At 55.9% G+C, this 26,919-nt stretch carries 4 protein-coding genes; all 4 read left to right on the top strand.

Annotated elements, in window-relative coordinates:
* The first annotated feature begins 79 nt into the window (after nucleotides 1-79).
* Nucleotides 80-3,388 (top strand): non-ribosomal peptide synthetase, encoded by a 3,309-nt coding sequence (locus tag ACYCS5_RS10950; protein WP_459761039.1) that lies wholly within the window; start codon nucleotides 80-82, stop codon nucleotides 3,386-3,388.
* Complete coding sequence (locus tag ACYCS5_RS10945; protein ID WP_029517530.1) at nucleotides 3,378-5,204, top strand: ABC transporter ATP-binding protein; 1,827 nt, start codon at nucleotides 3,378-3,380, stop codon at nucleotides 5,202-5,204. The genes ACYCS5_RS10950 and ACYCS5_RS10945 overlap by 11 nt, the downstream gene beginning before the upstream one ends.
* Nucleotides 5,201-6,934 (top strand): ABC transporter ATP-binding protein, encoded by a 1,734-nt coding sequence (locus ACYCS5_RS10940; protein WP_029517531.1) that lies wholly within the window; start codon nucleotides 5,201-5,203, stop codon nucleotides 6,932-6,934. Before ACYCS5_RS10945 ends, ACYCS5_RS10940 begins: the two co-directional genes overlap by 4 nt.
* 230 nt (nucleotides 6,935-7,164) lie before the next feature.
* Nucleotides 7,165-25,932: a non-ribosomal peptide synthetase gene (locus ACYCS5_RS10935; protein ID WP_459761038.1), complete on the top strand. Its 18,768-nt coding sequence runs from the start codon at nucleotides 7,165-7,167 to the stop codon at nucleotides 25,930-25,932.
* Nucleotides 25,933-26,919 lie beyond the last annotated feature (987 nt).

Raw genomic sequence — 26,919 nt, 5'->3', positions numbered from 1 at the left:
GTAAACGCGCAGGCCGAAAGCAAGCTTTTTCGGACCTGCGCCGGGGCATGCGGTCACTTCATTTTTAGGGGAGGTACAAATGAAATCTTTGTTTGAAAAGGAAGAACGGTACTGGAGCGGCAAGTTTGACGCCGATGACAGCCTGAGCTTCCTTCCCTACAGTCAATCCTCCAAATTATCCGCCGACGGGGAAGCTGCGGCCGAGCCGGGCTTGCTTCACCGTACTCTGCCGAGTGAACTCTCGGAGAGAATCATTAGCCTCGCCAACGGTTCGGATTTGGCTTTGTACATGATTGTTTTGGCAGGAGTAAAAAGCCTGCTGTTCAAATATACCGGGCGGGACCAAGTGCTGGTCGGCATGCCTTCTTATAGCGCAGACCCCGACGAGACTCCGCCGCCGCATGACATCTTGGTGATCAAGACGTCCGTAAGCCGCCAGACTACGCTGAAAACGCTGCTCGGGGGCATCAAAGCTTCCATCGGCGAGGTGCTGGAGCATCAACACCTGCCTTTTCGGAAAATGGTGGAGCCGCTCCATCTGGACTATACGGGGGACGGCCTCCCGGTCGTCAACACCGTCGCATCCTTCGCCCCGATTCATCCGGAACCGCTGGGTAACCGGGTGGCGGCCGATACAGTTTTTCGCTTCGACCGTCAAAACCACTCCATTGAGCTGGAAATAAGCTTTGACGGGCAGCGGTACGAGCGGGCATTTGTGGACCAGGCGGCCGACCATCTTGTTCGGCTGCTGTCCGTGCTTTTATTTCAGCCGGATCTGGAGCTCGGACAAGCCGATGTGCTGTCCCCAGACGAGAGGGAGACGCTGCTGAAGCGATTTAATGACACCGAAACCGGGTACGAGCGGGGGAAAACGATTTACGGCTTGTTCGAAGAACAGGCGGAGCTTTACCCGGACAACGTGGCCGCCGTCATGAACGAGCGGCAGCTGACCTACCGCGAGCTGAACGAGCGATCCAACCGCCTTGCGCGGAAGCTGCGAAAGACGGGAGTAGAAGCGGATCAGCTGGTAGCGATTCTGGCCGAACGATCGCTCGATATGGTCGTCGGCATTCTGGCGATTCTCAAAGCGGGCGGAGCATACGTGCCTGTCGATCCCGACTACCCGGAGGAGCGCATCCGCTTCATGATCGAGGATTCGGGCGCGCCGTTATTGCTGATTCAGAAGCATCTGCATGAGAAGACCGACTTCGCAGGAACGCGCCTCGAATTGGACGATTTCGTTTGGGGCGACAGTGGGGCGGACTCCGCCGATGCGCTGGACGCTTCGAACCTGGAGCCGATTTCCGGGCCGGGCAACCTGGCATATGTCATCTACACGTCGGGAACGACCGGCAGACCGAAAGGAACGCTGATCGAGCATAAGAACGTCGTGCGCCTCCTGTTCAACGACAAGAACCTGTTCGACTTCGGGCCGTCCGACACGTGGACGCTGTTCCACTCGTTCTGCTTCGATTTCTCTGTCTGGGAAATGTACGGAGCGCTGCTGAACGGAGGCAAGCTGGTTATCGTACCGCCGCTCACGGCGAAAAATCCGGCCGATTTCCTGGCGCTGCTGGGCCGCGAACAGGTCACGATTTTGAACCAGACACCAACGTACTTCTATCAGCTGCTGCGTAAGGTCTTGGCGGACCATCCGTACGATCTGCGGATTCGCAACGTCATCTTTGGGGGCGAAGCGCTGAGTCCGCTGCAGCTCAAGGGCTTCAAGACGAAGTACCCGGAGACGAAGCTGATCAATATGTACGGCATTACCGAGACGACGGTTCACGTGACGTATAAGGAAATCACGTGGGTCGAAATGGAGGCGGCGAAGAGCAATATCGGCAAGCCGATCCCGACGCTGAGGGTGTACATCCTTGATGAAAACCGCCGCCCTGTGCCGATCGGCGTAGCGGGCGAAATGTACGTGGCTGGGGAAGGCCTTGCGAGAGGATACCTGAACCGTCCGGATCTGACGGCGGAGAAGTTCGTCGATTCCCCGTTTGCGGAGGGGGAGAAACTGTACCGCTCGGGTGACTTGGCGGCTTGGCTGCCGGACGGCAACATCGAATACCTGGGCCGGATCGACCACCAGGTGAAAATCCGCGGGTACCGGATCGAGCTGGACGAAATCGAGACGCAGCTGCTGAAGATCGCCGCCGTGCAAGAAGCCAAGGTGCTCGACTGCGACGACGCGAACGGCCATAAGCAACTTGTCGCTTATTACGTCGCAGAAACGAGGCTGGCGGCGAATGAACTCAAAGAGGAGCTCGCCAAGCAGCTTCCGGGTTATATGATTCCTTCGTACCTCGTGCAGCTTTCGCGGATGCCGCTGACCCCGAACGGGAAAATCGACCGCAAAGCGCTGCCCGCGCCGGAGGAAGCCGCGGCCGGAGGAGCGGAATATGTCGCGCCGAGAACGCTGCTCGAAATGAAGATCGCCCGCGTCTGGCAGGATACGCTTGGCGTTCCGCAGGTCGGCGTAAAGGATAACTTTTTTGAGTTGGGTGGCAATTCGTTAAGTCTGATGAGGCTCGTTCAAGCCGTTTACGATGAAACGGGCATTGAGATACCGCTGAACCGCCAATTCCATCATGTAACCGTTGAGGCCATGGCTTTCGGAGAGGGGGATCAGGGCCTGGATAAAGGGGGAGACTCCTTCATTAAGTTGAATAAAGCAGGAGATCTGAACGTGTTCTGCTTCCCTCCAGGCAGCGGCTTTGGCATCGGTTATCGAGAGCTTGCAAGCAGGCTCGACGGCGGGGTCGTGCTCTACGGCATTGATTTTATCGACGATGCCGTCGATTACGAGGCCATGCTGAACCGTTATGTGGACGAGATCGTCCGCATCCAGCCGGAAGGACCTTACGTGCTGCTCGGCTACTGCTTTGGAGGCAACCTGACGTTCGAGGTAGCCAAAACGATGGAGAAAAGAGGCTATTCCGTAACGGACGTGCTCATGGTGGACTCGTGGATTAAGGACACGCTGACGTCTTCCGAAACGTCGGAGAAAGAGCTTGAAGAAATGCTTGCCGATTTCGACGAAGAAGAGAAGGAATTAATGAGCAACCCGCTCGTGCGGGAGCGGGTTCATCGGAAGGTCAAAGCGACCTTGGCGTACGAAGCGCAGCTTATTAATTCCGGCACGATCCCGGCCCGGATTTACGAACTGATTGCGAAGGACAGCGAAGCGTTCCGCCTGGAGCACCAATTGCCTTCCTGGCGGGGGGCAACGACGCAAGCTTACGCCGATTACCGGCTGGAGGGTGCGCACGAGGAATTGCTGGAACTCGCGCGCGTGGAAGAAACGGCCGTCGTCATCCGGGACATCTTAGAGCAAGTCAAGCGGCAGATCGAAGCGGAGGCCGGGGTACTGCATGGAAGCTGACCGCCAGCCGTCTGTTCTAGAACAAGGCACAGCGGCGCCTTCCAAGCGTCAAACCGCTTACGCCGCCTGGAAAGCGTTCCGCTGGTTGATGTCCTATGTAAGCCGTCACAAAGGCTGGATGATCGTCGGTGTCTTGTCCGCGATTGCCGCCGCCGTTATTGAGATATGGACGGGAAGTTTGATCGAGCAGCTGACCACCCAGGCCGAGAAGGGGGCGGGGCCAATCGTTCTGCAAATCGTGTACACGGTCTTTGTGGTCATCTTGATCGGTGTGCCGGCGAAGTTTTTCATGAGCTTCGGCGTGGAGCGAAGCAGCGCCTCTGCGGTGCAGGATATCCGCAACCATGTCATGCGTCATATCGGCAAACTCCCGGTCTCCTATTTGGAAAAGCAGCACTCCGGCGACGTATTGTCGCGGATCAACAACGACCTGCAGCTCATCCAGCAGTTTATGATTCGGGACCTCGCCCAGTGGTTTTATCATCCGCTGTTGTTCATCGGCTGTTTCACTTATTTGATCTACCTCCAATGGGAGCTGATGCTGTACAGCCTGCTGTTATTTCCCGTAGCGCTGCTGGTTTCCCAATGGATCGGCAAGCAGTTGGAGCGGTTGACGGAGGAAGCCCAGGCGAACATGGGCCGAATGAACGTCAACCTCCAGGATACACTTGGAGGTATGCCTATTGTAAAAAGCTACCTGCTATCCGGCATGTTATCTCGCTCCTACCAAGTGCTGCTGCAATTGACGGCTCAAAAAAAGCTGGCCGTGAAAAAGCGGGAAGCCTGGGTCAACCCGCTGCTTTCCACGCTGATGATCAGCCCGATCATTTTCGCCGTCAGTTACGGAAGCTATTTGATCTACAAAGGGCAGCTAGGCGCGGGGGAGCTGATCGCCTTCCTGTACTTGCTGAATCTGTGTCTGGAGCCGCTGGAGCATATTCCCGAGCTCATCACGCGGACGTTCGAAATGGCCGGTGCCCTGAGAAGGGTCTCCGAAATCGTCGAGCAGCCGACCGAAACGGAAAATGGCCGTTCGCTTCCGAAAGCGAGCGCCTCCCCCATCGAGTTTCAGAACGTAACCTTCGGGTATGAGGAGAGATCCCCGATCCTGCGGAATGTTAGCTTCTCTGTGCCGGAAGGGAAGACGATCGCGCTTGTCGGAGCGAGCGGCGGAGGGAAGAGCACGGTGTTTAAGCTTGTATACGGCTTTTATCCGCTTCCGGAGGACCAGGGCGAGATCCGCGTGTTCGGCAGCCTGATCCACGGCGCCGATCCGGAGCAGCTTCGGTCGCATTTTTCCGTGGTAACCCAGGATTCATATTTGTTTAGCGGCACGATCGCTGAAAATATCGGCTACGGGCGGGAAGTAGCGTCGATGGACGAGATTATCGAAGCCGCCAAAGCCGCTCAGGCGCATTCCTTCATTATGCAGCTTCCCGACGGCTACCAGACGTATGTCGGAGAGCGCGGAGGCTTTTTGTCCGGCGGGCAGCGCCAGCGCATTGCAATGGCCCGGGCTTTTCTGAAGGATGCTCCCGTTCTGCTGCTGGACGAGCCAACGTCGGCTCTTGATCCGGAGTCGGAAAGCGCGGTTCAGGAAGCGCTGGGCGTATTGATGAAGCAGAGAACGACGATGGTTATTGCCCACCGGCTTTCTACAGTACAAAACGCCGACGAAATTTGGGTCATGGAACAGGGGAGTATTGTTGAAAAGGGCACTCATGAACAATTGTTGAAGATGAAGGGACTGTACGCCCAGTCGTACTATCAGGAATTTACTGAGTCTGCCGAACGCAGGGAGGTGGCGTACACATGAAAAAGGGCGGATGGCTCTCGCAAGTGAAAGAACTCGGCTACTTGCTGATGTTTATGAACCGCAAGCGCAAAACCCAGTACGCCATTGGCCTGGCCGTGACGGCGCTCACCCAGACATTGTTCCTGATCGCCTTCAGCTTGGTCGTACATAACTTGGTTGATTTCGCCGTGTCCCGAGATACGTCCCTGATGGTGGAAGCCTTTATTATTTTGGGCGCGGTCTTGTTCCTGGAAAATGTGATTTCTCCCTGGTTCATTTACTTAAACCAGCGCAGTGTCGAGCTGACTGTGCTGAATATCCGCGAACGTCTTTATGACAAGCTGTGCCGGGTGCGGCCGAGATTCCTGGAGCAGACGCACCATGGGGACTTGCTGTCGCGGGTGAACAACGACGTAACGACCGTTGAGTTTACATTCTCGCAGGTTTACTTCGTTTTGCTGCTTCAAGTTGTCTTTTGCATCGGCTCCATTGTCTCCATGGTGTTGATCGATTGGCGGTTTGCCGGCGTATCCTTCGTCATTCTGCTGCTGTCCTCCGTGGTCAGCCTGAAATTTGCGCGGGATATTCGCGCCTTGTCCGAACAAGGCTTGCTAACGCTCGGTAAAATGACCGAAAAATTCAAAGATTTTATGGGCGGCATTCAAATTGTGAAGCTGTTCCGCATCCGCACGATTTACGGCCAGTACGAGGCGTTGAACGAACAAATGACGCAGACGCTTCGGCAAACCGCGCAGAAGAATGGCATGCAGGCTGCGGTGAATCATTTTATCAGCTACGTCACGTTCTGCGGCATCATCGTCATCGGCAGTCTTCTTTATGCCTACGGACTGATGGGAATGGGAAGCGTCGCCGCCCTGGCGGTTCTGCAAGTGAATCTGACGCACGCCTTGTTGAACTTGGGGATGGTTCTGTCGATGACCCAAAATTCGCTCGCGGGCGCTCATCGGATTCAAGAGGTACTAAGAGAGGAAGAGGAACCGGAGCGTTTGGGATCTCCTCACAGCGAGCTCGTGTCGGAGGCTGCGGTGGAGTTTCGCGATGTGGAATTTTCCTATCAGGCGGATAAAAAGGTGCTTGTCGACATCTCCATGCAGGTGTTTCCCGGCCAGGTCGCCGCTATCGTGGGGACCAGCGGCAGCGGCAAAAGTACGCTGATCAAGCTGCTGCTCGGCTTTTATCCTGTGGACAGCGGAGAAATCCTGCTCCAAGGCAAACCGTTCGGCCATTACACGCTGGAAGAAATCCGCAGGCAGATTGCATACGTTCCGCAGGAGCCATTCTTGTTTACCGGCACGATTGAGGAAAACATCCGCTACGGCAACCCGGATGCAACGGATGAAGAAGTGATCGAAGCGGCCAAAGCGGCGTACGCTCACCATTTCATTCAGGAACTTCCTGAACAGTATAAAACGCCGGTGGGAGAGAGAGGAGCGTCGTTGTCGGGCGGACAAAGGCAGCGAATTGCGATCGCACGGGCGATTCTCAAAAACGCCCCGATTCTGCTGCTGGACGAAGCGACTTCCGCGCTGGATAACGAATCCCAGCATTGGGTACAGCAGGCCTTGAACGTATTGATGAAGGGGCGCACCACCATTCTGATCGCCCACCGACTCAGCACCGTGGAACATGCGGATTTGATTACCGTCATGAACCAAGGGACGGTCGTCGAGCGGGGCCGCCATCAGGACCTGCTGGCGCTCGGAGGTTTTTACGCCCGGCTGTACGGCTAGACCCGCTTTACGGCGGGCGGCTTCTTGCTCGCGAATGCGACAGAGTCTTTTAGTAATCCAAGGTATGACTTTATAACCGGTAGTTACCAGAAAACGTAGACACGAAAAATGAGGAAGAGTCCGATGGAGCCGTTCCGGGAATGGCCTGCGCGGTTCTTCTAAGAGTGACTAAGTGACATCTAGGTACAAAGCCTATCTATAAAGAATCTCTAAACCGGGAGTGTGTCGATGTGACAGAGAATACCAACGAGCAATATGGATTAACGCAAGCCCAGCGCCGAATATGGTTCATGGAAATTATGAATCCGGGAACGTCCATCACGATGCTTTCCGCGACCTACCAGATTACGGGCGAGATCAACACACAGCTTCTGAAGCAAGCGGCGGCAGAGATCGTCAAAACCTATGACGTTTTCCGAATCCGCATTAGCGGGGATTTGCAAAATCCAACGCAGTGGTTCGAAGAGCCGGAGAATGTCCAAGCTAGGATAAGCCGCCTCGAAATAGGCACAATCGAACAATTCTATGCTTGGGTGAAGGAAGTAAGCGAAAAACCGGCCAGCGTGTTCGACGAACACCTCTACGAATTTACGATTATTCATTTTGCGAACGGCCAAGTATGGCTCAATTTGACGGTAAACCATATTATCGCCGACGGCTTGTCCGTCAATGCTTTGCTGCATGCGGTGATGGAAAAATACCTGGAACTGCGCAAAGGCATCTCCAGCAGTTACCAGCCCCCTTCCTATCTAGATTATATTTCCGCGGAGCGTGAATATGAGCAATCGCAGCGTTATCAGAAAGGCAAGGAATACTGGCTGACGAAGTACAACACTTTGCCTGAAACGACCGGCATTAAATCGTATCCGCCATTCTCGATCGGCAGCGAATCCAATAAACTGTCCATCACTTTGGACGGTTCCCGGTATGAACGCATTCTGGCCTTCAGCGAACAATATCAGGTCAGCTTATATACATTATTTCTGTCCGCCATGTACGCCTTATTGTACAAGCTGACCGACAGCACCGATGTTCCGGTCGGCACGGTTTTTGCCAATCGCACCAGCAAGAAGGAAAAAGAAACGATTGGCATGTTCGTCAGCACCGTGGCTACGCGGATTCGTCTGAATCCAGACAGGAACGTGCTTTCCTTGATCCAAACGGTTTCCAAGGAAAATACGGCGGATCTGCGGTATCAGAAATACCCTTATAACCAATTGATCCAGGATTTACGCGAACAACACGGCCGCAACGATCTTTCGGGGCTGTTCCGCACGTCTCTGGAATATCTGCCTTTGAAAATCGTGGAGTACGAAGAAATCAAGGTACGCCTGGAGGCTCACTTCGCTAGGCACGAGATGGACGATTTGCTGCTGCGCTTCGACCATATGCTGAATGAAGGACATGTCATTCTCCATGCTTCCTATCGTACCGGCTTGTTCGAGACGGCCGAGATTGATCGGATTATGGAACAGTATGTAACCGTTCTGGACCAGTTTCTTCAGACTCCCGAACTGCCGGTACGCGAGATTTCTCTGCTGAGCGATGAGGAGAGACACCGCATTCTCAACGTTTTTAACCCGCCGGTGGCAGGGCTGAGCGAGGGAGAAGCGTTTCATCGGTATGTTGAAAAGTTTGCTCGAGAAATTCCAGATCATCCGGCAGTCGTCTACATGGACAAACAGCTGACCTACGGCGAATTGAACGAACGCGCCGAGCGGCTGGCTTCTCTCCTTCGCGAACAGGGCGTGGGAAGGGAGACGATTACGGGGATCTGGGCGGAGCGTTCGGTGGAACTGCTGGTCGGGGTGCTCGCCGTTTGGAAAGCCGGCGGAGCCTATGTACCACTGGACCCCGATTATCCGGCGGAGCGGATTGAGTACATGCTCAGCGATAGCGATGCATCGGTGCTGCTTACGCAGCGTCATCTGTTGGAGCGGGCCGGAGGTTGGTTGGCCGATGACCGGCTGAAGCTTCAAGCTGTCTATGCCATGGACGATGAACAGATTTATAACGGGGATGCCTTAGCCGTGGAATTTCAATCTGCCAACAGCGCCCCGCAAGACTTGGCTTATGTGATTTACACCTCGGGTACGACGGGACGCCCGAAAGGCGTCATGATCGAGCACGGCAGTCTCGTGAATACGGCGGATGCGTACCGTCGCGAGTACCGGTTGGATCAGTTTCCGGTGCGGCTGCTGCAGTTGGCCAGCTTCTCGTTTGACGTGTTCGTCGGAGACATCGCGCGGACGCTGTATAACGGAGGCACGATGGTGATTGTGCCGAAGGATGACCGGATTGATCCGAACCTCTTATACGGCTGGATTCGGGACCAAAACATTACGGTATTCGAATCGACGCCTGCGCTCATCCTGCCGTTCATGCAGCATATTTATGAAGAAGGGCTGGACGTTAGCTCCATGCAGTTGCTGATTACCAGCTCGGATGCTTGCAGTGTCACCGATTACCGATTGCTGCAGGAAAGATTCGGCGGACAATTCCGCATCATCAACAGCTATGGAGTTACCGAAGCGGCCATTGACAGCAGCTTTTACGGTGAGCCGCTGGATAAGCTGCCGTCGTCGGGTCATGTGCCGATCGGCAAAGCTTGGCTGAACGCCCGGTTTTACATTGTCGATGCCGCGTTAAAGCCGGTTCCTGTAGGGGTTCCGGGCGAGCTTGTCATCGGCGGCGCCGGGGTGGCGCGCGGGTACTGGAACCGTCCAGACCTAACCGCCGAGAAATTTGCGGACAGCCCGTTTGTACCGGGCGAACGTCTGTACCGGACAGGCGATTTGGCCCGCTGGCTGGAAGACGGCAACGTCGACTTCATCGGCCGGATCGACTATCAGGTGAAAATTCGCGGGTTCCGGATCGAACTCGGCGAAATTGAAACGGCCCTGCTGCGTTTCCCGGGCGTCAAGCAGGCTGTGGTGACCGACCGTACGGATGAGCAGGGGCAAAAGTATTTGTGCGGCTACGTGGCGGCGGATGCTTCCGTGCAGCTGAGCGATCTGCTGTCCCAATTGAAGCAAGAGCTGCCGGCCCATATGGTCCCGGCCCGGCTGGTGTCTCTTGATAAGCTTCCGCTCACGCCGAACGGTAAAATTGACCGTAAGGCGCTGCCTGAACCGACCGGAGAGGTAGAAGCAGGCCGTGAGTATGTGGCTCCTCGCACAACGCTGGAAACAAGACTTGCTCTCATTTGGCAGCAGGTGCTGGGTATTGCGCGAGTTGGAGTCCAAGACGATTTCTTTGACTTGGGTGGTCATTCCTTGCGGGCCTCCACGCTGGTTTCCAAGATTCGGAAAGATCTGCAAGTCGAGGTTCCGCTGCGGGAAGTTTTCCGCTACACCACGATCGAACAGTTGGCCCAAAGAATCGGCGGTTTAAGGCAGCAGGAGACGTATGAGATTACAAAGGCGGCTGAGGCCGAGTACTATCCGGTTTCATCCGAACAAAAGCGTCTGTACGTCCTGCGCCAGCTTGACGGAGCCGAGCGCAGCTACAATATGTCGGCGGCGCTTCTTCTCGAAGGCAAGCTGGACCGCACGCGCGTCGAGCACGCGTTCCGTGCGCTGATTCAGCGCCATGAGACGCTGCGTACCGGAATCGAGCAGGTTCAAGGCGAGCTTGTCCAGCGCATCTATGACGAGGTGGAGTTTGCTGTGGATTATTTCCAGGCGAGCGAGCGGGAAGTGGAGCAAGTGGTGGAAGCTTACTATCACCCGTTTGATCTGACCAAGCCGCCACTTCTCCGCATCGGCCTGATCGAAGTCGCCGAGGATCGCCACATTCTGCTGTTCGATATGCACCATATCGTCTCGGACGGCATTTCGACAGCGCTGCTCTTCGATGAGTTCAGCCGCCTGTATCGGGGCGAGGAGCTGGCCCCGCTGCGCATTCAATACAAAGATTATGCCGTTTGGCAGCATTCCGAAGCTTATGGGCAGATGCTCCAGCCGCAGAAGGAGTATTGGCTGGAACAGCTGTCGAGCGAGCTGCCGGTCTTGGAGCTACCGACGGACTTCCCGCGGCCTGCGGTGCAAAGCTTTGACGGCCGAACCGTGAAGTTTTATATCGAGAAAGATCGGACGGAGAAGCTGAAAGAGCTGGCGGCACGGACAGGGACGACCCTGTACATGGTGCTGCTGTCGGCTTACACCATCCTTATGCATAAATATTCGGGTCAGGAAGATCTGATCGTAGGAACGCCGATTGCCGGAAGAACGCAGGAAGAAGTGCAGCCGATCGTAGGGATGTTTATCAACACGCTGGCCATTCGCAGCCGTCCGGAGCGTTCCAAGCCGTACCTTTCGTACCTGGAAGAAATCAAGGACATCACGCTCGGGGCTTTCGAGCACCAAAATTATTTGTTCGAAGACTTGGTAGAAAGTCTTCACATTCCGCGCGCGACTGGCCGGAATCCGCTCTTTGACACGTTCTTCTCCCTACAAAATACAGAGAGCGAGCAAATTGTCATCGAGGGGCTGGAGCAATCGTTTTATCCACTGGAAAACCAAACATCCAAGTTCGAGCTACTCCTGGATATTTCGGAGCTGGACGGTCAGCTCGAATGCCGGTTGGAGTACGCTACGGCTTTGTATAAACAAGAGACCGCGGAGCGGTTCGCCAGACATTATGACAAGCTGCTCGAAACCATCGCAGCAGCGCCGGACGGGGATATTGCCTCGCTGGAAATGCTCACGGAGGAGGAAATCCGCGAGCTGGTGCGCGGTTTCAACGATTCGGAGGCGGACTACCCGCGGCAGCAGACGATTCACGGCTTGTTCGAAGAACAGGCGGAGCTTTACCCGGACAACGTGGCCGCCGTCATGAACGAGCGGCAGCTGACCTACCGCGAGCTGAACGAGCGATCCAACCGCCTTGCGCGGAAGCTGCGGGAGGCGGGAGTAGAAGCGGACCAGCTGGTAGCGATTCTGGCCGAACGCTCGCTCGATATGGTCGTTGGCATTCTGGCGATTCTCAAAGCGGGCGGAGCATACGTGCCTGTCGATCCCGACTACCCGGAGGAGCGTATCCGCTTCATGATCGAGGATTCGGGCGCGCCGTTATTGCTGATTCAAAAGCATCTGCACGAGAAGACCGATTTCGCAGGAACGCGCCTCGAATTGGACGATTTCGTTTGGGGCGACAGAGGGGCGGACTCCGAAGGTGCGCTGGACGCTTCGAACCTGGAGCCGATTTCCGGGCCGAGCAACCTGGCATATGTCATCTACACGTCGGGAACGACCGGCAGACCGAAAGGAACGCTGATCGAGCATAAGAACGTCGTGCGCCTCCTGTTCAACGACAAGAACCTGTTCGACTTCGGGCCGTCCGACACGTGGACGCTGTTCCACTCGTTCTGCTTCGATTTCTCCGTCTGGGAAATGTACGGAGCGCTGCTGTACGGAGGCAAGCTGGTCATCGTACCGCCGCTGACGGCGAAAAATCCGGCCGATTTCCTGGCGCTGCTGGGCCGCGAACAGGTCACGATTTTGAACCAGACGCCAACGTACTTCTACCAGCTGCTGCGTGAGGTCTTGGCGGACCATCCGTACGATCTGCGGATTCGCAACGTCATCTTCGGGGGCGAAGCGCTGAGTCCGCTGCAGCTCAAGGGCTTCAAGACGAAGTACCCGGAGACGAAGCTGATCAATATGTATGGCATTACCGAGACGACGGTTCACGTGACGTATAAGGAAATCACGTGGGTCGAAATGGAGGCGGCGAAGAGCAATATCGGCAAGCCGATCCCGACGCTGAGGGTGTACGTCCTGGATGAAAACCGCCGCCCTGTGCCGATTGGAGTAGCGGGCGAAATGTACGTGGCCGGGGAAGGCCTTGCGAGAGGATATCTGAACCGCCCGGATCTGACGGCGGAGAAGTTCGTCGATTCCCCGTTTGCGGAGGGGGAGAAACTGTACCGCTCGGGCGACTTGGCGGCATGGCTGCCGGACGGCAACATCGAATACCTGGGCCGGATCGACCACCAGGTGAAAATCCGCGGGTACCGGATCGAGTTGGACGAAATCGAGACGCAGCTTCTGAACGTCGAGGGCGTGGAAGAAGCGGTGGTGCTCGCTCGTCAGGACGGCGGGGGCGAGAAGGCGCTTGTCGCCTACTTTGTGGCGGACCGGATGCTGACGGTCAGCGAAATGAGAACCTCGCTGGCCCAGGAAATTCCGGGGTACATGATCCCGTCGTACTTCGTGCAGCTGGAGCGCATGCCGCTGACGACCAACGGTAAAGTGGACCGCAAAGCGCTGCCGGAGCCGCAAGGCGGCATACAAACGGGCGTCGAATACGTAGCGCCGCGTAACCGGACGGAGTCCCAGCTTGTGAAGATCTGGGAGGAAGTACTGGGCTACTCCGGCATTGGAGTCCTGGACAATTTCTTCGAGCTCGGAGGCCACTCCTTGCGGGCGACGAACCTTGTCAGCAAGATTCAGAAGGAAATGAACGTCGAACTTCCGCTGCGCGATGTGTTCCGCTATACGACGGTAGAGTCGATGGCCGGGGCTATTGCCAGCTTGGAAGAAACGCGGCACTGCTCGATTCCGAAAGCGGAAGAGAAAGCGTACTATCCGGTTTCCTCCGCGCAAAAAAGGCTGTACGTCCTGCACCAGCTGGATAGTTCGGAGCTGAATTATAACCTCCCAAGCGCCTTGCAATTGGAAGGCGCTTTGAACGAGGTCAAAGTGGAAAAGGCGCTGACTACTTTGGTGGCCCGGCACGATATGCTGCGCACCGGTTTTGAAATCGTGAATGGGGAGCCGGTTCAGCGTATTCATCCGCTCGTAGCTTTCAAGGTCAAGAAGCTTCAAGCAAGCGAAGATCAGGTTGCGGCCATTCTTGAAGGCTTCATTCAGCCTTTTGACTTGACCCAGCCGCCTTTGCTGCGCGCCCTGCTGATCGAACTGGAGAAAGAGAAATTCCTGCTCGCGCTGGATATTCATCATATTGGTTCCGACGGCCTTTCCATGGACGTGCTGCTGCGCGAATTCGTGCGGCTTTACAATGGGGAAGAATTGCCGGAGCTGCGGATTCAATACAAGGATTACGCCGTTTGGCAGCAATCCGAGGAGCAGCGCCAGCGCATCAAACGGCAGGAGGAATACTGGCGCGGGGTATTCAGCTCCGAGCTTCCGGTTCTTGAGCTGCCTCTCGACTTCTCCCGCCCGGCCGTTCAGCAGTTTGACGGTCAAACGCTCACGTTTACGCTGGATGCGGAGAAAAGCGAAGCTCTCAAACGGCTTGCCGGCGATTCGGGGGCAACGCTGTACATGCTTCTGCTGGCTGCGTACTCCGTATTGCTTCATAAATACGCGGGACAGGAAGATATAGTGGTCGGCACTCCGATTGCCGCCCGTTCTCACGCCGACCTGCAGCCGATTATCGGTATGTTCGTCAATACGCTGGCCCTTCGCTTGGGTCCGGCGGCGGAGCGGACGTTCCTGGATTACTTGCAGGAAGTGAAGGAAACGACGCTTGGAGCCTACGAGCACCAAGACTATCCGTTCGAGGAGCTGGTGGAAGCTCTTCAGGTGAGCCGGGATTTAAGCCGGAATCCTCTGTTTGACACCATGTTTTCTTTGCAAAAGCACGAAAGCTTGGATTTAACCCTGGAAGGCTTGCAATGGTCGCTGTTCGACATCGAGGAAAAGACGGCAAAGTTTGATCTTAGCCTTGATATCGTGGAATCCGATAACGAGCTGGTTTGCAAGATTGAGTACGCTACTTCGTTGTTTAGACAGGAAACGATGGAACGGCTGGCGGGTCATTACGAGCAGCTTTTGGCGTCGATCCTGGCTCAGCCGGGTGCGCGGATTTCGGATTTGGATATCTTGACGGACAGCGAAAAGCATGATTTGCTGGTCGGGTTTGACATGTCGTCTTCGGCTCTTGCGAAGCAACCCGCCGCAGAGGGTACAGGTTTGGAAGCGAATGAGTCGTGGAGAGAGAGAACTTTCCACGAGCTGTTCGAGGAGCAGGCGGAGCGCACTCCGGGAGCGCTGGCGGTTGTCTACGAAGACAGCAAGCTGACGTATGCGGAGCTGAACGCCAAAGCGAATCGTCTAGCGTATGCACTGCGGGCGTGCGGGGTGAAGCCGGAGCAGGTGGTCGGCATTCTGGCCGGTCGTTCGGCGGAGCTGTTGATCGGGGTGCTCGCCATATGGAAAGCGGGCGGCGCTTATGTGCCGCTCGACCCGGACTATCCGACGGAGCGGATCGAGTACATGCTCGCGGACAGCGGGGCGTCGGTACTGCTCACGCAGACCTGCCTGCTGGAGCAGGCGGAAGCTTGGCGCAGCGAAGGAGCTCTAGTGCTGCAAACGGTGCTTGCGCTTGACGACGCCGCGACGTACAGCCTCGGAGCGGCTGTGGGTGTACAAGCTTTGGGCGAAGCAGGCGCAGAGGCGGAGGCTTTGGCGCAAGCGGAAACGGCTTCTGCCGAAATGTCCGCCACGGCAGAAGCCGAGAAGAACGTACTAGCGGCGGATCTCGCATCGAATCCGGCGAATGTGAACAAGCCGCGCGATTTGGCTTACGTCATCTACACCTCTGGTACGACGGGCAAGCCGAAGGGCGTGATGATCGAGCACCGCAGCCTGGTGAACACGGCGGCGGGCTACCGGCGGGAATACCGCCTGGATCAGTTCCCGATCCGGCTGCTGCAGCTCGCGAGCTTCTCGTTCGACGTGTTCGTCGGCGACATTGCGCGGACGCTGTACAACGGCGGCACCATGGTCATCGTGCCGAAGGACGACCGAATTGATCCAATCCGCCTCTATGGCTGGATTCGCGACTACGCCGTGACGGTGTTCGAATCGACTCCGGCGTTGATCGTGCCGTTCATGGAGCATGTGCATGCCGAGGGTCTGGACCTCAGCTCGATGCAGCTGCTGATCACAAGCTCGGATGCGTGCAGCGTAGCGGATTACTGCACCTTGCAGGAGCGCTTCGGCTCGCAGTTCCGTATTATTAACAGCTACGGCGTAACGGAAGCGGCGATTGACTCCAGCTTCTATGACGAGCCGCTGGAGAAGCTGCCGAAGACGGGCAGCGTGCCGATCGGGAAAGCGTGGCTGAACGCCAAGTTCTACATCGTGGATGCGAATCTGAAGCCGGTGCCGATCGGGGTGTTGGGCGAGCTGGTTATCGGCGGAGCGGGTGTGGCCCGCGGTTACTTGAACCGCCAGGATTTGACGGCGGAGAAATTCGTAGACAGCCCGTTCGCCGCTGGGGAGCGGCTGTACCGGACGGGCGACCTGGCGCGCTGGATGCCAGACGGCAACGTGGACTTCATCGGCCGGATCGACAACCAGGTTAAAATTCGCGGCTATCGGATCGAGCTTGGTGAAATTGAAGCGGCCATGAAAAATTTTGCCGGCGTGCGTCAAGCGCTTGTCATCGACCGGACGGACGAGCGGGGGCAGAAATATTTGTGCGGGTATGTCGTAGCGGATTCCAGCTTCGATCTGGAAAGGCTTGTGGCCCATCTGGACGCCGCGCTGCCTTCCCATATGGTGCCTTCGCGCATCATGCGCCTGGATCAAATGCCGCTTACGCCGAACGGGAAGATCGACCGTAAAGCGCTGCCTGTGCCGGAAGGAAGCATTCGTGCCGAGGCTGCATACACGGCGCCTCGTACTCCTGCCGAGCAAGCACTTGCGTCGGTCTGGCAGTCGGTGCTGGGCGTGGATCAGGTCGGCACGATGGACAATTTCTTTGCGCTCGGCGGCGATTCGATCAAGGCCTTGCAGGTATCGTCCCGTCTTTTGCAAACGGGGTACAAGCTGGTCATGAAAGATTTGTTCCATTACCCGACGATTTCCGCCCTTAGTTTGCATCTGCAAACGGCGGAGAGAACGGCAAGCCAGGCCGAAGTGACGGGAGAGGTCATCTTGACCCCGATTCAGCGCTGGTTCTTTGAACAAAATCCGGCTGACGTACATCACAGCAACCAGGCGTTCATGCAGTTCTCCAAGCAAGGCTTTGACGAAGAAGCTTTACGCCAAGCGGTGCGTCAGCTTGTTGTGCATCACGATGCTCTCCGTACGGTTTACCGCCAAACCGAGAACGGCTATACCGCATGGAACCGTGGCGCCGGGGAGAACGAAGCACTGTTCGATCTGGAAGTTGTCGATTTCAAAGGAGTCGGCGACGTGAAAGAAGCGGTAGAGGCTAAGGCGAATGACATTCAAGCGAGCATCGATCTGGAAAACGGTCCGCTGGTGAAGCTCGGCTTGTTCCGCTGCGACGACGGCGACCACCTGCTCATCGCGATCCATCACTTGGTCGTAGACGGCGTATCCTGGCGGGTTCTGCTTGAGGATTTTGCTGCCGGCTATGAGCAGGCGCTGCAAGGGCAGCCGATCCGTCTGCCGCTCAAAACGGATTCATTCCAAACGTGGGCGAAACAGCTCGCTGATTATGCGAACGGTCCGGCGATGGAAAGCGAGAGAGAGTATTGGCAACATATCGAGCAATTGACCTATGAGCCGCTTCCGAAGGATTTTGAACAAGGCAGATCCAAGCTGAAGGACAGCGGGCTCGTGACCGTTCGCTGGACGGCAGAGGAAACCGAACAGCTGCTGAAGCAGGCACACCGTGCTTACCATACGGAAATGAACGATTTGCTGCTTGCTGCGCTTGGCCTCGCGGTACAAGCTTGGAGCGGCCGGGAACGCGTGCTGGTGAATCTCGAAGGCCACGGCCGGGAAGATATTTTGCCGGATGTGGACATTACGCGCACAGTAGGCTGGTTTACAAGCCAATTCCCTGTCGTTCTGGAGCCGGGTCACGCCCAGGCGCTCGGTCATCAGGTGAAACAGGTTAAGGAAAGCTTGCGCCGCATTCCGAACAAAGGAATCGGCTACGGCATCCTGCGTTATTTGTCGGCGTCGCGTGACGGCGAGCGCTTCGCTTTGGAGCCGGAGATCAGCTTTAACTATTTGGGTCAGTTCGACCAGGATTACGAAAGCAGCGACTCGCAGCCGTCTCCGTTCAGCCCGGGCTCCGATTCAAGCCCGAATGCAGTGATGGATTTTGTCCTCGATATTAACGGTATGGTGTCGGAAGGAGTGCTGGAACTCACGATCCGTTATGGGGAAACCCAGTATAAACGGGAAACGGTAGAGCGCCTGGGCACCCTGCTTCAATCGAGCTTGCGTGAAGTCATCAGCCATTGCGTATCGAAAGAGCGGCCGGAGCTTACGCCTAGCGACGTACTGCTTCAAGATGTGACGGTGGAAGAACTGGAGCGGCTGTCCGAACATACGGCGGCGCTCGGCGAACTGGAGAATGTATACACCTTGACTCCGCTGCAAAAAGGGATGTTGTTCCACAGCCTGCTGGATGCCGATTCGGAAGCTTACTTCGAACAGGTGACCTTCGATCTGTACGGAAGCCTGAATGTCGAAGCCTTCACCCAAGGATTGGATACGCTGGTGCAGCGGAATGAGGCGCTGCGGACCAACTTTATTACTGGCTGGAGAGACGAGCCGCTTCAAGTGGTATTCCGCGAGCGGAAGTGTGAAGTGTACTTCAAAGATATTCGCTCGGTAAGCGATGAAGACCCGGAGAAGACGATAGCCGATTTTGTCAGCGCAGATAAAGCGAACAAGTTCGATTTTGCCCGAGGCTCTCTTATGCGCGTGACAGTTTTGCGCACGGGCGACGAGTCCTACCATGTGATCTGGAGTCACCATCACATTTTGATGGACGGCTGGTGCATGTCCTTCATGATCAAGGAAGTGTTCGACACCTACTTCGCGTTCCACGAGAAGCGGACGCTGGAGCTTCCTCCGGTTACCTCGTACTCCCGGTATATCGAATGGCTGGAAGCTCAAGATGCCGCGAAAGCTTCGCGTTACTGGTCCGAGTATTTGGCGGGTTACGATCAGCAGACCAAGCTGCCCCAGGAGAAAACGCAGCTGAAGCAGGGCGCTTTTGAAGCAGCTGAAATCGATGTGGAACTCAGCAAGGAACTGACCGGGCAAATCGAGCGGGTGGCGCGCCAGCAGCAGGTGACGCTCAATACGTTCATGCAGACCGTATGGGGACTGGTTCTGCAGGTATACAACAACAGCGAGGATGTTGTATTCGGCTCCGTCGTATCCGGGCGTCCGGCGGAAATTCCGGGCATCGAAAGCATGATCGGCCTGTTTATTAATACGATCCCGGTCCGTATTCAAGGCAAAGCCGAGGAGACGGTAGCCGATATCTTGAGAAAAACCCAGGACCAAGCGCTGGCATCGGGAGCTTACGAAACGTTCCCGCTGTTCGAGATTCAGTCGCTGAGCGAGCAAAAGCGCGACTTGATCAACCATATCATGGTCTTTGAAAATTATCCGATGGAAGAACAGATTGAGCAGGTCGTCGGCGGAGACAAAGAAGCGCTGAAAATCGCTAATATCCATTCGCCGGAGCAAACGAACTACGACCTGGACATTACCGTCATTCCGGAAGAGCATATTTTGCTGCGGTTTACGTACAATGCGCTGACGTTCAGAGAGGAAGACATCAGGCTGATCCACGGTCATTTTGCCCGGGCACTGGAGATGGTTGCGGCTAACCCGAACATCCGCGTGAATCAGTTGGAGCTTTTGACGGCGGCGGAAAAAGAGCAAATTCTCGGCGCGTTTAACCCGGCGCAGCCGGAAGCGGCTCCTGCGGCCGCATTCCACCGGCTGTTCGAGGAACAGGCGGAACGCACGCCGGAAGCGGCAGCTGTCGTGTACGAGAACGACCGGCTGACGTATGCGGAGCTGAACGAGCGGGCGAATCGCTTGGCGGCCACGCTGCGCGCAAGCGGCATCGGCCGGGAGACGATCGTCGGCATTCTCGCCGAGCGTTCGGTGGATTTGCTGGTGGCCGTGCTGGCCGTCTGGAAAGCGGGCGGGGCGTATGTGCCGCTCGACCCGGATTATCCGGCGGAGCGCGTGCGGTTCATGCTCGAAGACAGCGGAGCGAAGGTGCTGCTGACGCAAACGGCGCTGCGAGAGCGCGCCGAAGCCTGGCTCGGCGAAGAGGAGCTGGCGCTGGCGGCGGTGCTGTACCTCGACGACGAAACCTCGTACAGCGAGGAGCGGACGAATGCCGACAGCTTCCATGAAGCCCGTCCAGAGGACCTGGCGTACGTGATCTACACGTCGGGAACGACGGGCAAGCCGAAGGGCGTGATGATCGAGCACCGCAGCCTGGTGAACACGGCGGCGGGCTACCGGCGGGAATACCGGTTAGATCAGTTCCCGGTGCGGCTGTTGCAGCTCGCAAGCTTCTCGTTCGACGTGTTCGTGGGAGATATCGCGCGGACGCTGTACAACGGAGGCACGATGGTGATTGTGCCGAAGGACGACCGGATCGATCCGTCTCGTCTGCACCACTGGATGGAGCGGGAACGGGTCACCATCTTCGAATCGACGCCGGCGCTGATCGTGCCGTTCCTGGAGTACGTGCACGAGCAGCAACTGGATATGAGCTGGATGGAGCTGTTGATCACGAGCTCGGACAGTTGCAGTGTGGCGGATTACCGGACCTTGCAGGAACGCTTCGGCTCGTTGTTCCGGATCATCAATGCTTACGGCGTGACGGAAGCGGCGATCGACTCCAGCTTCTACGACGAGGAATTGGCGAAGCTGCCGCAGACAGGCCATGTGCCGATCGGCAAAGCGTGGCTGAATGCGAAATTCTACATCGTGGATGCGCACCTGAATCCGGTGCCGGTCGGGGTGCTGGGCGAGCTGGTCATCGGCGGAGTCGGAGTGGCGCGCGGGTACTTTAACCGTCCGGAGCTGACGGAAGAGAAGTTCGTAGACAGCCCGTTCGCCGCGGGCGAGCGGTTGTACCGCACGGGAGACTTGGCGCGGTGGATGGAAGACGGCAACGTGGACTTCATCGGCCGGATCGATAACCAGGCGAAAATCCGGGGGTACCGGATTGAGACGGGTGAAGTCGAAGCGAAGCTGCTGAGTGTAGGTGGCGTGAAGGAAGCGGTCGTCGTCGTCAGGGAAGATCAAGAAGGTCAGAAAGCTTTGTGCGCTTATTATACAGCGGAAGAAGGCTTGACGGCGGTGGACCTGAAGCGGGCGATTGCCAGCGAGCTGCCGGGGTACATGATCCCGTCGTACTTCGTGGAGCTGGAGCGCCTGCCTCTGACGCCGAACGGAAAGATTGACCGGAAGGCGCTGCCGGCACCGGAAGGGGGAGCAGGCGAAGGCCGCGAATACGTGGCGCCGCGCACCGAACTGGAGGCGAAGCTGGCCGCCATTTGGCAGGATGTGCTTGTTCGGGAGAAGGCGGTAGGCGTAACGGACAACTTCTTCGACCTCGGCGGTCATTCCCTGCGGGCGACGACGCTGGTCAGCAAAATGCATAAGGAGCTAGGTGTTGAATTCCCGCTTCGCGACGTATTCCGCTACTCGACGGTTGAGGAAATGGCCGCGGCTATGGAGCGGCTAGAGATCGGCTCGTTCACGGCTATTCCGGCTGCGGAACCTAGCGAGTATTATCCGCTCTCTTCCGCTCAGAAACGTCTCTATATCTTGAACCAGCTGGAAGGAGCCGAGCTGAGCTATAACATACCGGGAGCTATGCTGCTCGAAGGAAAGCTCGACCGGCAGCGGTTTGAAGAAGCGTTCCGCGGGCTCGTAGCTCGTCATGAAACGCTGCGTACTGGCTTTGAGATGGTAAAAGGCGAAGCGGTTCAGCGGATTTACGAAGAAGCTGCCTTCCAGGTGGAATATGTGCAGATCAGCGGGGAGCAGGCGGAAGAAACGGTGCGCCAATTCGTTCGTCCGTTTGATCTAGCGAAGCCGCCACTTCTGCGGGTAGGCCTTGCCGAACTGGCGCCGGACCGGCACATTCTAATGTTCGATACGCATCATATCGTATCCGACGGCGTTTCGATTGACGTACTGATCGAAGAGTTCGTCCGCTTGTACAGCGGGGAGCAGTTGGAGCCGCTCCGCATTCAGTACAAAGATTATGCGGTATGGCAGCAATCGGACGAGCAGAAAGCTCAGCTTGCCAAGCAGGAAGCCTACTGGCTCGACATGTTCCGCGGAGAGCTGCCGGTTTTGGAATTGCCGACGGACTATCCGCGCCCGGCTATGCAGAGCTACGAGGGCCGCACGCTGCAATTGTTTATGGATAGCGAGAAAAGCGAGGGTCTGAAACGGCTTGCAGCCGAGAACGGCGCAACGCTTTACATGGTTCTGCTTGCTGGTTATACAATATTATTGCATAAGTATACAGGGCAAGAAGACGTGGTGGTCGGTACGCCGATTGCGGGAAGAAATCACAGCGACGTTCAGCCGCTGATTGGGATGTTCGTCAATACCCTGGCCATCCGCAGTTATCCGGCTGCCGGTAAAACGTTCCTTGACTACTTGAAGGAAATCAAGGAGACGACGCTGGGCGCTTTTGAACATCAGAATTATCCGTTTGAGGAACTGGTGGATAAGGTGAACGTAGCTCGCGATTTAAGCCGCAATCCGCTGTTCGATACGATGTTTGCTTTGCAGAATACAGAGAATTTGGAAATCCAGCTTCCCGGACTCCATTTGTCGACGTATGCCAGCGAAGAAATTGTTTCTAAATTCGATCTCAGCTTGGACGTCACGGAGATCGAGGAAGGCTTGGAATATCTGTTTGAATACGCCACTGCTCTTTATAAAACCGAAACGGTGGAGAAATTGGCCGCTCACTACTTGCAGCTGCTTGAATCCATTCTCCGCAACCCGTCGGCGACTATTGCCGAGCTGGGCATTTTGACGGCGGCGGAAAAAGAGCAAATTCTCGGCGCGTTTAACCCGGCGCAGCCGGAAGCGGCTCCTGCAGTCGCATTCCACCGGCTGTTTGAGGAACAGGCAGAGCGCACGCCGGAAGAGGCGGCCGTCGTGTACGAGAACGACCGGCTGACGTATGCGGAGCTGAACGAGCGGGCGAACCGCTTGGCGGCTATGCTGCGCGCAAGCGGCATCGGCCGGGAGGCGATCGTCGGCATTCTCGCCGAGCGTTCGGTGGACTTGCTGGTGGCCGTGCTGGCCGTCTGGAAAGCGGGCGGGGCGTATGTGCCGCTCGACCCGGATTATCCGGCGGAGCGCGTGCGGTTCATGCTTGAAGACAGCGGAGCGAAGGTGCTGCTGACGCAAACGCCGCTGCGAGAGCGTGCTGAAGCTTGGCTCGGCGAAGAGGAGCTGGCGCTGGCGGCGGTGCTGTACCTGGACGACGAAGCGTCGTACAGCGAGGAGCGGACGAATGCCGACAGCTTCCATGAAGCCCGTCCGGAGGATCTGGCGTACGTGATTTATACGTCGGGAACGACGGGCAAGCCGAAGGGCGTGATGATCGAGCACCGCAGCCTGGTGAACACGGCGGCGGGCTACCGGCGGGAATACCGGTTGGATCAGTTCCCGGTGCGGCTGCTGCAGCTGGCCAGCTTCTCGTTCGACGTGTTCGTGGGAGATATCGCGCGGACGCTGTACAACGGAGGCACGATGGTGATTGTGCCGAAGGACGACCGGATCGATCCGTCTCGTCTGCACCACTGGATGGAGCGGGAACGGGTCACCATCTTTGAATCGACGCCGGCGCTGATCGTGCCGTTCCTGGAGTACGTGCACGAGCAGCAACTGGATATGAGCTGGATGGAGCTGTTGATCACGAGCTCGGACAGCTGCAGCGTGGGGGATTACCGGACCTTGCAGGAACGCTTCGGCTCGTTGTTCCGGATCATCAACGCATACGGCGTGACGGAAGCGGCGATCGACTCCAGCTTCTACGACGAGCCGCTGACGAAGCTGCCGCAGACAGGCCATGTGCCGATCGGCAAAGCGTGGCTGAATGCGAAATTCTACATCGTGGACGCGCATCTGAACCCGGTGCCGGTCGGGGTGCTGGGCGAGCTGGTCATCGGCGGAGTCGGAGTGGCGCGCGGGTACTTGAACCGTCCGGAGCTGACGGAAGAGAAGTTTGTAGACAGCCCGTTCGCCGCGGGCGAGCGGCTGTACCGCACGGGCGACTTGGCGCGGTGGATGGAGGACGGGAACGTGGACTTCATCGGCCGGATCGACAACCAGGCGAAAATCCGGGGGTACCGGATCGAGACGGGCGAGATCGAGTCGCAGCTGCTGAGTGTAGGTGGCGTGAAGGAAGCGGTCGTCGTCGTCAGGGAAGATCAAGAAGGTCAGAAAGCTTTGTGCGCTTATTATACAGCGGAAGAAGGCTTGACGGCGGCGGACCTGAAACGGGCGATCTCCAGCGAGTTGCCGGGTTACATGATCCCGTCGTACTTCGTCGAGCTGGAGCGCCTGCCTCTGACGCCGAACGGGAAAATCGACCGGAAGGCGCTGCCGGCGCCGGAAGGGGGAGCAAGCGCAGGCCGCGAATACGTGGCGCCGCGCACCGAACTGGAGGCGAAACTGGTCGCCATCTGGCAGGACGTGCTCGGGCCGGTCACGATTGGCGTGACGGACAACTTCTTCGACCTCGGCGGGCACTCCCTGCGGGCGACGACGCTGGTCAGCAAGGTGCACAAGGAGCTGAGCGTGGACCTGCCGCTGCGCGATGTGTTCCGGCACTCGACCATCGAAGCGATGGCCGAAGCGATCAGCCAATTGGAGCGGCAGGAACACCTCTCCATTCCGGTTCTGGAAGAGAGGGATTACTATCCGCTTTCCTCCGTGCAAAAACGGCTGTACATCCAGCAGCAGATGGAAGGCGCCGAGCTTAGCTACAACATGTCCGGCATGACGGTTCTCGTCGGGCGCTTGGAACGGAATCAATTCGAGGCGGCGCTCAAAGGATTGATAGCTCGTCACGAAATTTTGCGAACCGGCTTCGAAATGGTCGACGGCGAACCGGTACAACGGATTTATCCGGACTTGAAGTTTGCCGTCGAGTATACGAAAGCGACGGAAAGTGAAACGAAGAGCATCGTAGACGGCTTTGTGCGCGTCTTTGATTTGGAGCGGCCGCCGCTGCTGCGTGTGGGCTTAGTCGAATGGGAAGCGGAACGGCAACTGCTCATGCTGGACATTCATCATATCGTCACGGATGGCATGTCGATGGGCATCTTTGTCGAAGAGCTGCTGCGCCTGTATAACGGCGAGACTCTGGAACCGCTTCGGATTCAATACAAGGAATTCGCCGCTTGGCAGCAGTCCGAACCTGTAAAAGAGCGACTGAAACGTCAGGAAGCCTACTGGCTGGACGTGCTGGAAGGCGAACTGCCGACGCTTGAACTGCCTACGGACTTTGTCAGACCTGCCGCTCGCAGCTTTGAGGGAGATGTGCTGCCTTTCAGCATCGACAAGCAGATGACCGACAGCTTGCAGCGCATCGCCGATGAGAACGGCGCCACCCTTTATATGGTGTTATTGGCGGCCTATTCAATCCTGCTCAGCAAGTACTCGGGACAAGAAGACTTCATTGTAGGCATGCCGGTTTCGGGCCGCACACATGCCGACCTAGAGCCGCTCATCGGAATGTTTGTCAACACTTTGGCGATTCGCCATTATCCGTCCGGGGAGAAGACGTTCCTCGCTTACTTGAATGAAGTCAAAGAAACGATGCTGGGGGCCTACGACCACCAGGATTATCCGTTCGAGGAGCTTGTGAAAAAGCTGCAGGCGCCGCGAGATCAAAGCCGCAATCCTGTATTCGATGTCATGTTTGTTCTGGAAACCAAGGAAGATAACGTTCAAAGCTTCGGGGATATCAAGATCGAATCTTATCCGGAAACTCATACGGTTTCCCAATTTGATCTTACCTTGGTCATTTCGTTGCTGGATGAGGGAATGAACGGGCAGTTTGAATATGCTACCAAGTTGTTTACGCGCAATCTGATCGACAATTTCGCTCAGGACCTGCTCGTGATCATCACCCAAATTTGCGAACAGCCTTCGGTGCTGTTGAAGGATATTTCCCTGAACGGGCAATCCGAACAGGAGCAAGATGTGCTAGAGGCCATTGATATTATTTTCTAATCCCTTACCCGGCTTGGGTGTATGCCGTATTTTTCTCGGTACGCATCCTGCCGGGTGTTTTTTTCAAAATGAAAGGGAAAAATCCACCACAGGAATCTGACGTCAAGTGCCGCTGAGTAACGATTTCAATTTACTGGAAAATCGACAAAACACAACAGAAATCCGAAAAACGAAAAGAAGTAATGGCCGATCGTTGCAGACGAGTTTAATCTTTTGACTATGACACCAGAAGAACAACAAAAGGCACACGAAGACTACAGGATAAAAAAGGAAACGTGAAGCTCTTGGAGAAGACTTTTGGTATTATGCCGAACGTTTTTTTCAGTATTACAATCAGGAGGCTGGAATAGTAATCTACCTTCCATAAGTTCACTATTTAAAGAATTAAGTAAAATCAAGCTATCATTCGAACAAAAAAAGAGAATTAATAAACTAGCTAGAGATATAATGGCTTCATTGAAAGAAGTGAATAATGAATTAGTAAGAGATTTGATAGAAGAATCAGTATATTGAGGAAATGGTTATGAAAATTATATTATCGTAATAGTACAAGTTTCCAACTTTCTTTTTATGGTAATTTATGGTGGTTTCAGACTTTTTATTTTTCGTGTTTATCACGTGCTCTGGCAAACGCAGTAAAATCAACAAATTTGGTTCACGACTTTTTTATCACCTGACACTTCCTGTTCAGAAACATTAATGTAGGTAACTACGATTTAGTGTTGGTAACTCAAGATTATTAAAAACACGGCTGCTTTGGTTTAAATAAATATTATGGTAAAGAAATATTAGAAAATTTAAAGACAGGAGAACATATTTATAAGGATTTAACGTACATATTTTTAGAATTTTATTAAAAAATAAAAATCACAAATACTGGATTTTGGTACACAACTTTATTGTTCGAAGAAAGTGTCATAATTAGTGAGAAAATTTACAGATTGAACGAGAAAAATTATCATAATTGATGTTCGAAGAAAATAAAGT

This window comes from Paenibacillus sp. SEL3 (assembly GCF_054602585.1).
Note: the sequence above shows the minus strand (reverse complement) of the source record. Positions and strands in the feature narration are given on the sequence as shown.